Origin of the sequence: Actinosynnema sp. NPDC023794 (assembly GCF_040639675.1) — a bacterium.
Lineage (GTDB): Bacteria > Actinomycetota > Actinomycetes > Mycobacteriales > Pseudonocardiaceae > Actinosynnema > Actinosynnema luteola.
Map to the genome: position 1 here is coordinate 163,479 of NZ_JBFAFR010000007.1, position 13,166 is coordinate 176,644.

At 74.3% G+C, this 13,166-nt stretch carries 13 protein-coding genes and 1 pseudogene; 7 read left to right on the forward strand and 7 right to left on the reverse strand.

All coding sequences use genetic code 11. The features are described from left to right. Nucleotides 1-89 precede the first annotated feature (89 nt). Together AB0H12_RS18135 and AB0H12_RS18140 are read left to right on the forward strand one after the other, a co-directional pair. The gene (locus tag AB0H12_RS18135) at nt 90-1,355 is read left to right on the forward strand and encodes a sensor histidine kinase (RefSeq protein WP_499623967.1); all 1,266 of its coding nucleotides are present in this window, start codon (nt 90-92) and stop codon (nt 1,353-1,355) included. Beyond that, a complete protein-coding gene (locus AB0H12_RS18140; RefSeq protein WP_499623968.1) occupies nt 1,352-2,023 on the forward strand; it encodes a response regulator in 672 nt (223 codons plus the stop codon). The genes AB0H12_RS18135 and AB0H12_RS18140 overlap by 4 nt, the downstream gene beginning before the upstream one ends. A gap of 4 nt (nt 2,024-2,027) precedes the next feature. Here the strand turns inward: AB0H12_RS18140 and AB0H12_RS18145 are convergent, their stop codons facing one another. Together AB0H12_RS18145 and AB0H12_RS18150 are read right to left on the reverse strand one after the other, a co-directional pair. Then, nucleotides 2,028-3,233: an alpha/beta hydrolase family protein gene (locus tag AB0H12_RS18145; RefSeq protein ID WP_499623969.1), complete on the reverse strand. Its 1,206-nt coding sequence runs from the start codon at nt 3,231-3,233 to the stop codon at nt 2,028-2,030. A gap of 71 nt (nt 3,234-3,304) precedes the next feature. Further along, nucleotides 3,305-6,388 carry an ATP-binding protein gene (locus tag AB0H12_RS18150; protein WP_499623970.1) on the reverse strand — a complete coding sequence of 1,028 codons (3,084 nt, stop codon included), beginning with the start codon at nt 6,386-6,388 and terminating at the stop codon, nt 3,305-3,307. Between the two features lie 123 nt (nt 6,389-6,511). Here AB0H12_RS18150 and AB0H12_RS18155 point away from each other — a divergent pair, with 123 nt between their 5' ends. Continuing rightward, the gene (locus AB0H12_RS18155; RefSeq protein WP_499623971.1) at nt 6,512-7,372 is read left to right on the forward strand and encodes an alpha/beta fold hydrolase; all 861 of its coding nucleotides are present in this window, start codon (nt 6,512-6,514) and stop codon (nt 7,370-7,372) included. 236 nt (nt 7,373-7,608) lie between these two features. Here the strand turns inward: AB0H12_RS18155 and AB0H12_RS18160 are convergent, their stop codons facing one another. From AB0H12_RS18160 to AB0H12_RS18170, 3 genes are read right to left on the reverse strand one after another with little or no spacing between them, the layout of a single operon-like run. After that, nucleotides 7,609-8,622, reverse strand: coding sequence for a TerC/Alx family metal homeostasis membrane protein (locus AB0H12_RS18160; protein WP_499623972.1), 1,014 nt, complete (start codon nt 8,620-8,622; stop codon nt 7,609-7,611). Between the two features lie 2 nt (nt 8,623-8,624). Beyond that, nucleotides 8,625-8,822, reverse strand: coding sequence for a hypothetical protein (locus AB0H12_RS18165; RefSeq protein WP_499623973.1), 198 nt, complete (start codon nt 8,820-8,822; stop codon nt 8,625-8,627). Continuing rightward, nucleotides 8,819-9,616, reverse strand: coding sequence for a universal stress protein (locus AB0H12_RS18170; protein WP_499623974.1), 798 nt, complete (start codon nt 9,614-9,616; stop codon nt 8,819-8,821). Before AB0H12_RS18170 ends, AB0H12_RS18165 begins: the two co-directional genes overlap by 4 nt. Nucleotides 9,617-9,762: 146 nt before the next feature. On the opposite strand from AB0H12_RS18170, the gene AB0H12_RS18175 reads away from it, so the two are divergent. The 3 genes and pseudogenes from AB0H12_RS18175 to AB0H12_RS18185 all read left to right on the forward strand — a co-directional run bounded on the left by AB0H12_RS18175 (nt 9,763) and on the right by AB0H12_RS18185 (nt 11,555). Then, nucleotides 9,763-10,122 (forward strand): STAS domain-containing protein, encoded by a 360-nt coding sequence (locus AB0H12_RS18175; RefSeq protein WP_499623975.1) that lies wholly within the window; start codon nt 9,763-9,765, stop codon nt 10,120-10,122. Nucleotides 10,123-10,165: 43 nt separating this feature from the next. After that, nucleotides 10,166-10,861: a YwaF family protein gene (locus AB0H12_RS18180; RefSeq protein ID WP_499623976.1), complete on the forward strand. Its 696-nt coding sequence runs from the start codon at nt 10,166-10,168 to the stop codon at nt 10,859-10,861. Beyond that, nucleotides 10,858-11,555, forward strand: a pseudogene (locus AB0H12_RS18185) (endonuclease). The gene AB0H12_RS18180 and the pseudogene AB0H12_RS18185 overlap by 4 nt, the downstream one beginning before the upstream one ends. On the opposite strand, the gene AB0H12_RS18190 reads toward AB0H12_RS18185, so the two are convergent. Continuing rightward, nucleotides 11,504-11,986, reverse strand: a complete 483-nt coding sequence (locus AB0H12_RS18190; protein WP_499623977.1) for a DoxX family protein — start codon at nt 11,984-11,986, stop codon at nt 11,504-11,506. The pseudogene AB0H12_RS18185 and the gene AB0H12_RS18190 overlap by 52 nt on opposite strands. Before the next feature lie 91 nt (nt 11,987-12,077). On the opposite strand from AB0H12_RS18190, the gene AB0H12_RS18195 reads away from it, so the two are divergent. Next, a complete protein-coding gene (locus AB0H12_RS18195) occupies nt 12,078-12,629 on the forward strand; it encodes a TetR/AcrR family transcriptional regulator (protein WP_499623978.1) in 552 nt (183 codons plus the stop codon). 37 nt (nt 12,630-12,666) lie between these two features. On the opposite strand, the gene AB0H12_RS18200 is transcribed toward AB0H12_RS18195, so the two are convergent. Then, nucleotides 12,667-13,110 (reverse strand): MarR family winged helix-turn-helix transcriptional regulator, encoded by a 444-nt coding sequence (locus AB0H12_RS18200; protein WP_499623979.1) that lies wholly within the window; start codon nt 13,108-13,110, stop codon nt 12,667-12,669. Nucleotides 13,111-13,166 lie beyond the last annotated feature (56 nt).

The following is a 13,166-nucleotide window of genomic DNA, read 5'->3' on the forward strand; positions in this document are numbered from 1 at the left end:
GCGTCATCCTTGGGATGTAGTCGAGCGGTGTAGGCGCGGTGGTCGCCCGGGTGGATGTCCGGTGGTCGCCGGTCGGTGAGAATGGCCGGGTGACGAACGCGGCGGTGGTGACCCGACTGCGGGCCTGGGCCGCGCTGGCGGTGCTGCCGACGGGCCCGCTGCCGCGGCCCACGGTGCGCAACTACCTGTTCGACGCCGTGGTGGCGCTGGTCGTCGGCATCGCCTCGGTGCAGTACGCGATCAGCACGCAGGACGTGCCCTCGCGCGTCATCGTCGGCGGCGTGCTGCAACCGATCCCCGTGCCCCCGCCGCCGCAACCCGACACGTTGTTCGGCGCGGTGGTCATCGCGGTGGCGGCGGCGGTGGCGTTGGCGCTGCGCCGCCGTTATCCGCTGGCCGTGCTGTGGGTGGTGCTGTACGCGACCTTGGCGGCCCCGTCGGAGACGCCGCGGCTCACGTTCTACGCCTGCGTCATCGCCGCCTACTCGGCCGCCGCGTACAGCCCGCACCGGCCGCCCGCGTTGGCGAGCCTGCTGGTGACGGTGCTGGTGGTGGCGGTGTTCCGGGACTCCGAGCTGCCGGTGGTGCCGAACGAGTACGTGCCGCTGCTGATCCTGGTGCCGCTGATCGTGGCGGCGAACGGCCTGCGCACGTGGAAGGTCCGCACGGACGAGGGCCGGGCGCAGGTCTCCGCGCTGGAGCGCGAGCAGGCCGAGGCGTTGCACCGGGCGGTCGAGCACGAACGGGCCCGCATCGCCCGCGAGCTGCACGACGTGGTGACGCACCACGTCAGCGTGATGACGATCCAGGCGGGCGCGGCGCGCAAGGTGATGGCCTCCTCGCCGGGGCAGGCGAAGGAGGCGTTGCTGGCGGTCGAGGCGGGTGGACGGGCGGCGATGACGGAGTTGCGGCACGTGATGGGGCTGCTGACGGTGGACGGCGCCGACCAGGCCGACCTCGCGCCGCAGCCGGGGCTCGACCAGCTGGCGGCCCTGGTCGCCCGGCTCCGGGACAGCGGGGTGCCGGTCGAGTCGAGGGTGACCGGGCAGCCGCGCCCGCTGCCGTCCGGGGTGGAGCTGGCCGCGTACCGGGTGGTGCAGGAGGCGTTGACGAACGCGGTCAAGCACGCCTCCGGCGGGTCGGCGGCGGTGACCGTGGACTACGGCGTCGACCACCTCCGGGTGGAGGTGGTCGACACCGGTGGCGCGCCCGGTCCCGGCGCGGCCACGGGCAACGGGCACGGGCTGATCGGGCTGCGGGAGCGGTTGGCCGTCTACGGCGGCACGCTGGACGCCCGGCCACGGCCCGGCGGCGGCTACCACGTCACCGCGTCGATCCCGGTGGAGGCGCCGTGAGCGCCCCGCTGCGGGTGGTGGTCGCCGACGACCAGGTGCTGGTGCGCACCGGTTTCCGGATGATCCTCACCGCCGACGGCATCGACGTGGTCGGCGAGGCCACCAACGGCCTGGAGGCCGTGGAGGCGGTGCGGCGCACCGTGCCCGACGTGGTGCTGATGGACATCCGGATGCCGGAGCTGGACGGCCTGGAGGCCACCCGCCGGATCCTGACGGGCGCGGAGTCCGAGCCGCGCGTGATCATCCTGACCACGTTCGACCTCGACCACTACGTCTACGCCGCGTTGTCGGCCGGCGCGAGCGGGTTCCTGCTCAAGGACGTGACGCCGGAGCACCTGGTCGCCTCGGTGCGGATGGTGCGCTCCGGCGACGCGTTGCTGGCGCCCGCCATCACCCGACGCCTGGTGGAGCGGTTCGCGAACCGCGGCGCGGACACCGCGTCGTTGCACCGGGACCTGGCCGCGTTGACGCCGCGTGAGCTCGAGGTGCTGAGCCTGCTGGCGCGTGGGCTGAGCAACGCCGAGCTGGCCGGGAAGCTGCACCTGTCCGAGGCGACGGTGAAGACGCACGTGGCGCGCATCCTGGCGAAGCTGGGCCTGCGCGACCGCGTGCAGGCCGTCGTCGTGGCCTACGAGACCGGGCTGGTCACGCCCAGCGGCCACGGCTGAGGGCTCAGCCGAGGAACCGCACGTCGGGGTGCCGGTCGGACGGTCCGTCGAGCAGGCGCTGCGGCCGGTGGCGCAGGTGGTGGTCGAAGAACGCGGTCAGGTAGGCGCGCTGGGCGGCGGTGCTGCGGGCGGGGTCGACCGTGCCGACGACCGGCGCCGTCACCGCCGGGTCGAGGCCGAGGTGGGCGGCCAGTCGCGGCACCAGCGACTGGTGGTCGGTGAACGACGAGTGCTCGCCGTCCGGCAGGTGCAGCTGTCGCACCCAGGCCCGGTGGCCGGCCAGGAACCGCTGCCACGACAGGTCGGACGCGGCGCTGTGGTCGCCCGCGCTCATCAACAGGAACGGCCGGTCCAGCCCTTCGTCGGCGACCCGGCCGAAGTCCCCGGTGGCCTGGTCGTAGGCCATGCTGCCGTCGAGGTTCGCGCCCGCGTCGATCCGGCGGTCGGACACCATGGTCTCGCCCGCGGTGAACCCGCCCGCCGAGTGGCCGACCATGCCGACCCGGGACAGGTCGAGCGACCGGCCCAGGCCCGGCGGCAGGCGACGTCGGCCCGCGTCCGGGTTGCCGCCGGCGGCGAGGACCGCCAGCCGGTCGAGCACGAAACCCGTGTCCCGCGTGCGGGTCGCCATCAACTTCTTGTTGACCTCGGTCGTCAGCGGCGGCACGGCGCGCGGCGCGACCCGGCCGTCGGGGAACCGCACCGCGAGCGGCTCGTGGGTGTGGTCGATGGCGACGACCACGTATCCCTTGCTCGCCAGCTGTTCCGCGATCCCGGTGCCCAGGGCGCGTGGGTTGCCGCGGCCCGGCGAGTACAGCACGACGGGCCGTCGACCGGGGACGGCGGGCACGTCGGGGACCGAGTGGGTGGCGAAGCCGTAGTCCAGCTCGGCCGGGTCGATGCGCAGGGCCCTGGCGTCGCTCGCGGCGACCGCTTCGGCGACGGCGGGCGGCATGAACGGCGCCGCGTCGTTCGCGCTCGGCGTGGCGGGGTACCGGACGGTGACCATCAGTTCCCGGGTGGTGTCCGGCAGCCACGGGTCCGGGCGGGCGTGGTCGACGAGGTGCAGTTCGGTGGCGCCCACCGCGTGGGGGCCGGTGGGCGCGGGGAGCTCGAACCTCACCGGCGACGGTGAAGCCGCCGCGGGCACGGCCGCGGCCAGCGCCACGCCGGCGAGCAGGGTCGGCACGAGCAATCGTTTTCCAGTCACCGGACGAACTTAGGGCGGCTCGTCCGCGCGCCGGATCAGGACGATCACCCAGCGACACCCTGAGGCAGCCACTAGGTGACGTCCCGGCCGGTCCACTGTGGAGTGTCGAATGCCCCGGCGACCTCCCGTGCCCGGCGGCGGTGTCCGGCGGCCTGCTCGTGCCGGCCGAGCGCGGCGGCGAGGGCGGCGAGGTGGTGCGCGGTCGGGCCGAACGAGACCAAGCCGCTGCCCGCGCCGGCGAGTTCACCGGCCGCCGGGAGGAGCCGGTCGTAGAGGCGCGCCATCACCTGCCGGTCCCCCGCTTCGACGGCGATCACCGCGTGCAGGCACGTCCGGGCCTCGAACAGCAGGTCGTGCGGCGAATCGGGGACGACGGCCGCGAGGGCTTCGGCCCGCCTGCCCCGCGCGAGCAGGACGACCGGGCGCGCCCACGGCTCGTACGGGCCCCAGTCGGCGTCCGGCACGTCGCCGAGGCTCAGCAGCGCCAGCGGCAGGATGCCGTGTTCCAGGCCCGGCATCCCGGCGCCGGAGAGGCGGGACGCGGCGGCGCGGTAGGCGGCCCTGGCCTCGTCCCGCCGCCCGGTCACGGCCAGGCGCAGCGCGGCGTACCAGGTGGTGAAGACGCCGACCAGCGGCAGGTCGTGCCGGTCGGCGAGCGCGTCGGCCGCGGCGGCGTGCCGGTCGGCGGCGGCCAGGTCGGCGAGCGCGGCGTGGGACTGCACGAGGATCAGGTGGGCGAGCACCTCGAACGTCACCAGGCCGTGGCGGGCGGAGAGGTCGAGCAGCTCCGCGCCGATCCGGGCCCGGTCGGGTGCGAGTCCCGCCCGGTGGAACGTCTGCAGGAAGCGGCCGTTGAGCGCCAGGGCCAGCAACGACGGGTCCGCCAGGTCGCGGGCGATGGCCTCGGCTTCGCGTGCCGCTTCCCGGCCACGTCGTCCGGCGTCGGCGCGTCGTTCCACGGCGATGGTGACCAGGAGGCGGGCGCGTTCGGCCTCGTGGCCCGCGGGCAGGGCGTCCAGCGCGCGTTCGGCCGCCTCGGTGAGGCGGGCGGACAGGGCTTCGTCGTCGTTGGTGGTCCAGAGCGCGGGCACGTCGAACGAGCCGATCGTGCGGGCGGTCAGCACCGGGTCGCCGCCCACCTCGGCGACGGCGTCCGCGCGGCGCCGGCGGGCCTGTTCCAGGTCGCCGGTCACGGCCAGCGCCCGAACCAGGCCCATCACGGCTTCGAGGCGGTCCTGTCCCGTCCGCTCCAGCGTCTCCCGCCACCACGTGGCCGCTTGGTGCGGCGCGGACCGGCGTTCCGCGCGTTCGGCGGCGGCCCGGGTGTAGCGCGCGGTGCGTTCGGCGGCGGCCCGGTTCCCGGCGCGCAGGAGGTGCTGCGCGATGGCCTCGACGTCGTCGGGGCGCACCCGCTCGACCACGTCGGCGGCCGCGGCGTGCCACCGGGCCCGGCGGGCGTGCGCGATGTCGTCGTACAGCGTCTCCTGCACGAGCGCGTGGGCGAACCGCAGGCGGTCGGCGTCCGGCTCCACCAGGAAGCCCGCGAGCAGCGCCGACTCGACGGAGTCCAGCACCGCGTCCTCGTCGCCGGCGAGCGGGATCAGCACGTCCAGGTCGATCTCCCGGCCGAGGACCGACGCCTGGCGCAGGTGGGTCCGCGCGGTCTCGGTGAGCTGGGCGAGGCGGTGGCGCAGGACGTCGCGGACGCCGGCGGGCACGGTGCGCAGGGCCGGGTCGGTCTCCCAGAGGCGGGTCAGCTCTCGGACGAAGAACGGGTTGCCGCCGCTGCGGGTGTGGATCGCGCGGACGTCGGCGTCCGTCGGCTCGCGGTCGGTGGTGGCCTCGACCAGTTCGCGGACCTCGGGTTCGGTCAGGCCGCCGAGGTAGACGCGGGTCGGCTCGGTGCGGGCGGCCCGGCCGAGGGCCTCGGTCAGGGCGGCGGAGATCTCGGTGGAGCGGTAGGCGCCGACGATCAGCACGCGTCCCGCGTCGGGGTCGGCGGCCAACGACGTCACCAGGGCGAGGGTGTCCTCGTCGGCCCAGTGCAGGTCGTCGAACACCAGCAGGACCGGTTGCCGGATCCCGGCCAGGGACTCGGCGATCGCGCGGTGCCGCTCGAACCGGCCGGCGGGCGGATTCGCGTCCAGCGCAAGCGTTTCCGCCATCCGCGTCCACGGCCAGGCGGCGGGCGCGTCCTCGGTGGACGTGCCCCACGCGGTCGCCCAGCCGGCGGCGGCGAGCCGTGCGGTCAGCTCCTCGGCCAACGCCGTCTTGCCCGCTCCGGCCGTGCCCGAGAGCAGCGCCAGCCGCCGGCCCGTGCGCGCGGCCCGTTCCAGCTCGGCCAGCTCGTCCGTGCGGCCGATGAACGGCGTGGACCGGGCGGGCGGCGGTTCGGGCGCGAGGGTCGGCGACTGGGTGAGGATGTCGGTTTCGAGCTGCCGGAGGGCGTGTCCGGGGTCCACGCCGAGTTCCGCGCGCAGCACGTCGCGGGACTGGCGGAGGGTGGCCAGCGCCTCGCCCTGGCGCCCGGTCCGGTAGAGCGCGAGGGCGAGCAGCCGGCGGCCGTCCTCGCGCAACGGGTGCGCGGCGACGTGTGCCCGCAGGTCCGGCACCGACTCCGCCGCGAGGCCCAGCGCCAGCGCCGCCTCGGCCCGCCGTTCGACGGCCAGCAGCCGCACCTCGTCCAGCCTCGCGGCCTCGCCGAGCGCCCAGGGCCGATCGGCGAACTCGGCGTAGGCGGGGCCGCGCCAGAGTTCGAGCACGTCGTCGAGCAGCGCTTTCGCGTTCCCGGGCCGACCGTCGGCCAGCAACCGGGCCGCCTCGCCGACCGCTTCCTCGAACCGCCGCGCGTCGACGTCTTCCGCCCGCAACGCGTACCCCGGCGGCACGGTCACCAGCAGCCGGGGCGGCGTCCGGGGCGGGCGGTCCGGTTCGAGGGCCTTGCGCAGCGCGCCGACGAACGTCTGGACGGCGCCGAGCGCACCGTCCGGCGCGTCGTCGTCCCAGAGGTCGTCGATCAACCGCGTGACCGGCACCACGCGGCCCTTGGCGACGAGCAGGCGTGCCAGCACGGCGCGGTGCCGCGGCCCCTTGAGGTCGAGCGGCCCGCGTTCGCCCACGGCCTCCAGCGGGCCCAACACCCGGAAACGCACCATCGCGGGACAACGTATCCGACCTGGTCGGCGCCTGCCTCGGGGTGCTGATCGGTTGCTGATCGAGCGCTGATCGGGGTCGCTGAGAGTGGGCCGTGCAACCGCACCGACCAGCAGGAGCCTCACATGATCTTCAACCAGCAGCGCGTCACCGTCGCCGACGGCGTGGCGCTCAACGTCGCCGTGGGAGGCTCGGGCAGCCCCGTCGTGCTGCTGCACGGCTTCCCGCAGACCCACCTGATGTGGCGGCACGTCGCCGCCGACCTGGCCGCCGACCACACCGTCATCTGCCCCGACCTGCGCGGGTACGGCGACAGCGACAAGCCGGCCGACGACGGTCGGGCGTACTCGAAGCGCAGGATGGCCGCCGACGTCGTCGCCCTGGCCCGTGCGCTCGGGCACGACCGGTTCGCGCTGGCGGGCCACGACCGGGGCGCGCTGGTCGCGATCCGGGCCGGGCTCGACCACCCGGAGGCGGTCACGCACCTGGCCTCGCTGGACGTGCTGCCGACCCTCGACATGTGGGACGTCATGCACGGCGCCACGGCGGCCATCGGGTTCCACCTGTACCTGATGGCCCAGCCGCCGGGCCTGCCCGAGGCCATGATCAGCGCCTCGGCGGACGCGTTCTTCGGCCACTTCCTGGACGTGTGGGCCAACGACCCGGCCGCGATCCCGGCCGACGTCCGCGCCGCGTACCTGAAGGCGTCCCGCGAGGCGGTCCCGTCGATCGTCGCCGACTACCGGGCCTCCGCCACCGTGGACGTCGAGCACGACCTGGCCGATCGGGAGGCGGGCAACCGGCTGCGCATGCCGGTGACCGTGCTGCAGCAGGACTGGGGCTCGGCCCTCGGCTTCGACGCCGCCGGCCGGTGGCGGGAGTGGGCGGCGGACCTCGAGCACCGCACCGTCACGTGCGGTCACTTCATGGCCGAAGAGGCGCCCGGCGAGGTCGTCAAGGCGTTGCGCGACCTGCTCGCGCGCTAGACGCCCGCACCCGCCCCGCGCGTGTCGAACCTCCAGCGCCCGCGTGTCGAACCTTCAGGACACGCGTGTCGAACCTTCAGGACGCGCGTGTCCTACGTCCAGGTACCCCGAGTTCAACGCTCAGGACGGGCGCCCGTGTTCTGAGCGTTGAACTCGGGTGTTCTGAACGTAGGACACGGTGGGCCTGAACGTAGGACACGCGGGGTCGGGAGGTTCGACGCGCGCGGGGTGGGTGGTCACGAGGGGGGTTGGGGTTCGGGGGGTTTGGGGCGACGGGCGCGGAGTGAGCCGGGGCGCGCCGTCACCGACGGGTCGCGCCGCGTCCTGGCCAGGCTCGCCACGGTCACCACCGCCAGCACGACCACGATCACGCCGAGGCTGAGCAGCGTCGGCACCTCCGGCACGCGCGGGTCGAGGTCCTGGTGCGCCCAGTGCAGGATCAGCTTCACCCCGATGAACGCCAGGATCAGCGACAGGCCCGTCGACAAGTACACCAGCCGGTCCAGCAAACCCTTGACCAGGAAGAACAACGCCCGCAGCCCGAGCAGCGCGAACGCGTTGGCGACGAACACGACGTACGGCTCGGACGTGATCCCGAAGACCGCCGGGATCGAGTCCAACGCGAACAGCACGTCGATGCTGCCGATCGCCAGCAGCACCACCAACAGCGGCGTGGCCATCCGGCGGCCACCGGCGCGCGTGAACAGCTTCCCGCCCTCGTAGTCGTCGGTGATCGGCAGCACCCGGCGCGCGGTCTTCACCACGACGTTGTCCTCGACGTCCGGGTCCTCGTCACGGTGCCGGAACAGCTGCACGGCCGTGTAGAGCAGCAGCAAGCCGAACAGCAGGAACACGAACGAGAACAACGCCAACAACGTCGCGCCGATCGCGATGAACACCGCCCGCAACGCCAGCGCCAGCACGATGCCGAACGTCAGCACCTTGTGCTGGTGCTCCTCCGGCACGCCGAACGTCGACATGATGATCACGAACACGAACAGGTTGTCGACCGACAGGCTCTTCTCCACCAGGTAGCCGACGAAGTACTCGGTGCCGGCCTGCCCGCCGTGCGACAGCGCGAACCACACGCCGAACAGCAGGGCGAAGAGCACGTAGAACACCGACCAGGCGGTCGCCTCGCCGATCTTGACCCGGTGGGGGCGCACGACCGCCAGCACCAGGTCCACCGCGAGCAGCAGGAGGACGAGGCCGATCGTGAGCGCCCAGGTGAGCCCTCCGATGTCCGCCACGATCAGCAGTCGAGGTCGCGGTGGTCGGAGGTGGGCGGGATCGGCGGCGGGATCGGCTTCGGCGGCACCGGCTCGGGTCCGGACGGCTGCGGCCGGCGCGGGACGGGGTCCGGGGCCAACGGGTCGGGCGGGTCCGGTTCGTGATCACGGGACAGTGGGGCGGCCGCGGTCGGCTGGTGGTCGCGGAGTTGCGGGTTCACGCGTCCCCTCCTCGTGGAGTCGTTGTGTCGCGGTGGACGATGGCGACCGAGCACGGCGCGTGGTAGAGCACGGCGTGGCTCACGGAGCCGAGCAGCGCACGGCGGACCGCGCCGCGGCCGTGACTGCCCACGACGAGCAGGTCGGCGTCACGGGCGTGCTCCAGCAACGCGCGCCCGGGGCCGTCGAAGGCCACCGCCCGGCTCACCCGCACCTCCGGGCGCGCCTCGCGGTGACCGGCCACGGACCGGTCCACCAGCGCCTCCGCCTCGGCCTGCACCTGCGGCAGGTCGGACCGCGCCGCCCGGATCGGGGCCACGGCCTCCACCGGCAGGTCGGCCCACGCGTGCACGGCGAGCAGGTCCCGCCCGTGCCGCGCGGCGAAGTCGAACGCGAAGCCGAGGGCGCGCTCGCTCGTCGGCGACCCGTCGACCCCGACGAGCAGGTCGGCGTCGCGGCCGAGCGTGCTCAGGGCGTCGGCCGGGTGGCCCTGCTCCAGCCGGGTCCGCACCTCCAGGCCCGCGCACAGCGCTCGGCAGTCCGCGGCCACGGCGGCCGGCTCCCGTTCGGCGTGCCCGCGCACCGCCTCCTCGGTCATCGCCTCGGGCAGTGGCACGGTCGTGGACGTCAACGCCAGGTCCGGCATCGGCACGCGGAGCACGTCCACCACGAGCAACGCGCACCCGCGCCTCGCGGCCTCCCGGGCCGCCCAGAACGCCGCCAGGCGCGCCTGCTCCGAACCGTCGAAGCCGACCACGACCGCACCGCGACCGTCGCTGTTGCGCGGGTCGGCCATGCCACCACCTCCGCCGTCGCCGGAGACCGCAGGAGTACCCGGCGTGCGGATGGCGTAACCGATGCCCTGCCCGCGCCGGGCGTAACGCCGAGCCGGACGGGGACGACGCCACGGTCACACGCAGGTCCAACGAGAGGGCGTCGTCCATGACCGACCGGCATTGGCAGGGTGCGGAGCTCGCCGTCGACACGACCGAGGTGCGCGGCCTCGCGGTCACCCGTGTCGCCGGCGAGATCGACCTGGCGGGTGTCGACCTGGTCCGCGCCGAGCTGGACGTCCAGCTGGAGCTGCGGCCACCGGTGCTGGCGGTGGACCTGACCGACGTGACCGTCCTGGGCTCGCTCGGCATCGCGGCCCTGCTCGACGCCCACCACCGCGCGGTCGCGGCCGGCGTCCGGTTCGCGATCGTGGCGAGCCACCGTTCGGTGGTCCACCCCTTGCGGCTCACCGAGGTCGACCGGGTGCTGACCGTGGTGCCGACGCTCGACCAGGTGATGCCCGGCTGACACCGCCGGGTGTCGCCCGGCCGTGACGCGGGTAGCCCGACGTGTGGCGTCGTTGCCCATCGCCCGCGAGTTCACCGCGTTCGGCCTCTCGCACTGGGTTGTGCTCGGGCTGTTCGCGGTGGGCGCCGCGGCCGTGGTGGCGCTGGGCCGCACGCGCCCGTCACGCCGCTTCTCCCGCGTGTTCGCCGCGGTCGTCCTGCTGCTCCAGGTCGGCATCCACGCGTACCTGGTGCTGCCGCCGCGCTGGAACGTCCAGCACTCGCTGCCGTTGCAGCTGTCCGACCTGGCCGGGCCGGTCGCCGCGTACGCGTTGTGGTCGCAACGCCGGTGGGCGTTCGCGCTCACGTACTACTGGGGTCTGACGTTGAGCGTCCAAGCCCTGGTCACGCCCGTGCTGCGGGTCGACTTCCCGGACTTCGGGTTCCTGCTGTTCTGGGCCACGCACCTGTTCGTCGTCTGGGCCGCCATCTACCTGACGTGGGGCCTGGGGCTGCGGCCCGACTGGCGCGGCTACCGGCTGGCCGTGCTGATCACGGTGGCGTGGGCGGCGGCGGTGTTCGCGCTCAACACGGCGCTCGGCTCCAACTACGGCTACCTCAACCGCAAGCCGTCGACGGCGTCCGTGCTGGACCTGCTCGGCGACTGGCCGTGGTACCTGGTGCCGGAAAGCGCTTTCGTGCTCGCGGTGTGGGCGTTGATGACGTGGCCGTGGACCCGCCGGGGTGACCGGACGGCATGAGCGAGCACGAGGACATCGCCCGACGCCTGCTGGACCGGCCGGGCGGACGTGCGCCGAGCAGGCGGGCATCCGGCTGGCGGACACGCCCGTCGCCGCTGGACCGGCTGCTCGTGCTCAGCGTGCTGCTGTCCACCCGGATCCGCGCGGACATCCCCGTGGCCGCGGCACGGGAACTGGCCTCGGCGGGCTGCACCACCCCGCGCGGCACGGCGGGGACGACGTGGCAGCGGCGCGTCGACGCGCTGGGCCGTGCCCACTACGTCCGTTACGACGAGAGCACCGCCACCGCGCTCGGTGAGGGCGCCAACTGGTGCTGGACGACTGCGAGGGCGACCTGCGCCGGCTGCGCGAGGACGCGGGCGGTGACGTGGCACGCCTCCGGGCGTCACTCGAACGGACACCCCGCCTGGGTCCGGTCGGTTCGGCCATCTTCTGCCGCGAGGCGCAGCAGGTGTGGCCGGAGCTGCGCCCGTTCCTGGACGACAAGGCGCCGGCGGGCGCCGGGCGCGTGGGGCTGCCCGCCGACCGCAACGCGCTGGCCCGGCTCGTGCCCGCCGACGACCTGGCCCGGTTCGCCGCCGCACTGGTCCGCGTCACCCTCGACAAGGGCCTCGCCGAGGAGTTGGCGCAGGACGGCAACGGTCAGGCGCGCACGCCCTCGCGCAAGTCGAGGGAGCGGCGGGTGCGGGCGTAGTGCACCACGATGCTCACCGTGGCCGCGAGGAAGACGAGCTGCGTGAGCGTGCGCGGCAGCAGGGCGTCGCCGAACGACGGTGAGAGGCCCTTCTCGGCGGCGTAGACGTTCGCCGGGAACATGCCCACCAGCATCGCGGTGAGCCCGGCCGCCGCCCACGGCGCGGTCCGGCGCCACAGCACGCCCACCGCGCCCGCGAGTTCCAGCACGCCGGTCGCCGTGATCACGAGACCGGGCGCGGGGACGGCGGGCGGCACCATCGCGATCAGCTCTTCCCGCATGCCGATGAAGTGCGCGAGACCGGTCGCGACGAACATCGCCGCCACACCGCACCGCACGGCGAACGGCCAGGCCGGGACACGGGTGACGCCGACGGCCCGCAGGCCGACCAGAGCGAGGGTGACGACGACGAGGATGACGAGCGGTGCCACGGCACTCCTTCGAGAACGCGAACTTGACAGTGACAAGATTCCCTGCGACCAGGCAACTTGTCAATGACTAGATCGCCGGTAGGCTGCCGGGGTGACCACGGAGCGCCCGTACCACCACGGGGACCTGCGCCGCGCCGTCCTGGACGCGGCCGTCGAGGCGATCACCGAGCACGGCCCCGCCGGCGTCGGCCTGCGCGACCTGGCCCGGCGGGTCGGGGTGTCGCACGCGGGGCCGGTGCACCACTTCAAGGACAAGGCGGGCCTGCTCACCGCGCTCGCCGCGGAGGGCTTCACGCTCCTGGCCGACGCGCTGGACGCGACGGTGGCGGCCGGCGGCGACATCGTCGACCTGGGCGCGGCCTACGTGCGCTTCGCGGTCGGGCAGCGGGCGCACTTCGAGGTGATGTTCCGGCCCGACCTCTACCACGGCGACGACCCGGCGTTGACCGCGGCGCGCGACCGGTCCGGGGCGGCCCTGGCGGGCGGTGTCGCCGACCGGCCCGACCCGGAGCTGGCGTCGGTCGCGGCGTGGTCGCTCGTGCACGGCTTCGCGACGCTGTGGAACACCGGCGCGCTGTCGCGGACCGATCGCGACCCGGAGGCGATGGTGCGGGCCTTCGCGGGTTCGATGTTCCTGACCTAGCCGACTTCACCACGGGGGCACGTCGTCGACCGGGCCGTCAGCGGCCCTCCACCAGGTCGCCGAGGTCGCGCAGCGTCCCGGTGACGGCGCGCAGTTCGACGAGGGGGAGGCGGGCGGCCAGGTCGTTCGCCCACTCCGCCTGGCGCAGCTCGACCTCGCGCAGGGCCGACCGGCCACGCGGGGTGAGCGCCAGCAGCCTGGCCCGGCGGTCGAGCACGTTGTCCCGGAACTCGGCCATGCCGTCGCGGACCAGGCCGGCCGCCGTCTGCCGGACGGCCTGCCTGGTCAGCCCCATCACCCGCGCCACCTCCGCGATCGTGCGCGGCCCGTGGTCCACCACGCCGAGCACCTGCCACCGGGCGCTGGTCAGGCCCGCGGGCTCGGCCAGCCCGTCACCGGCGGCGAGGAGCAGGCCGTTCACCCGGAACACCTCGACCAGCAGGCTCGAGAACTCCCGACCCTGATCGGACAGCGCAGTCATACCGGGCAATCTGGCAGTTTGACAGGTACCTGTCAAAAAACACGGTGGACGGCGAC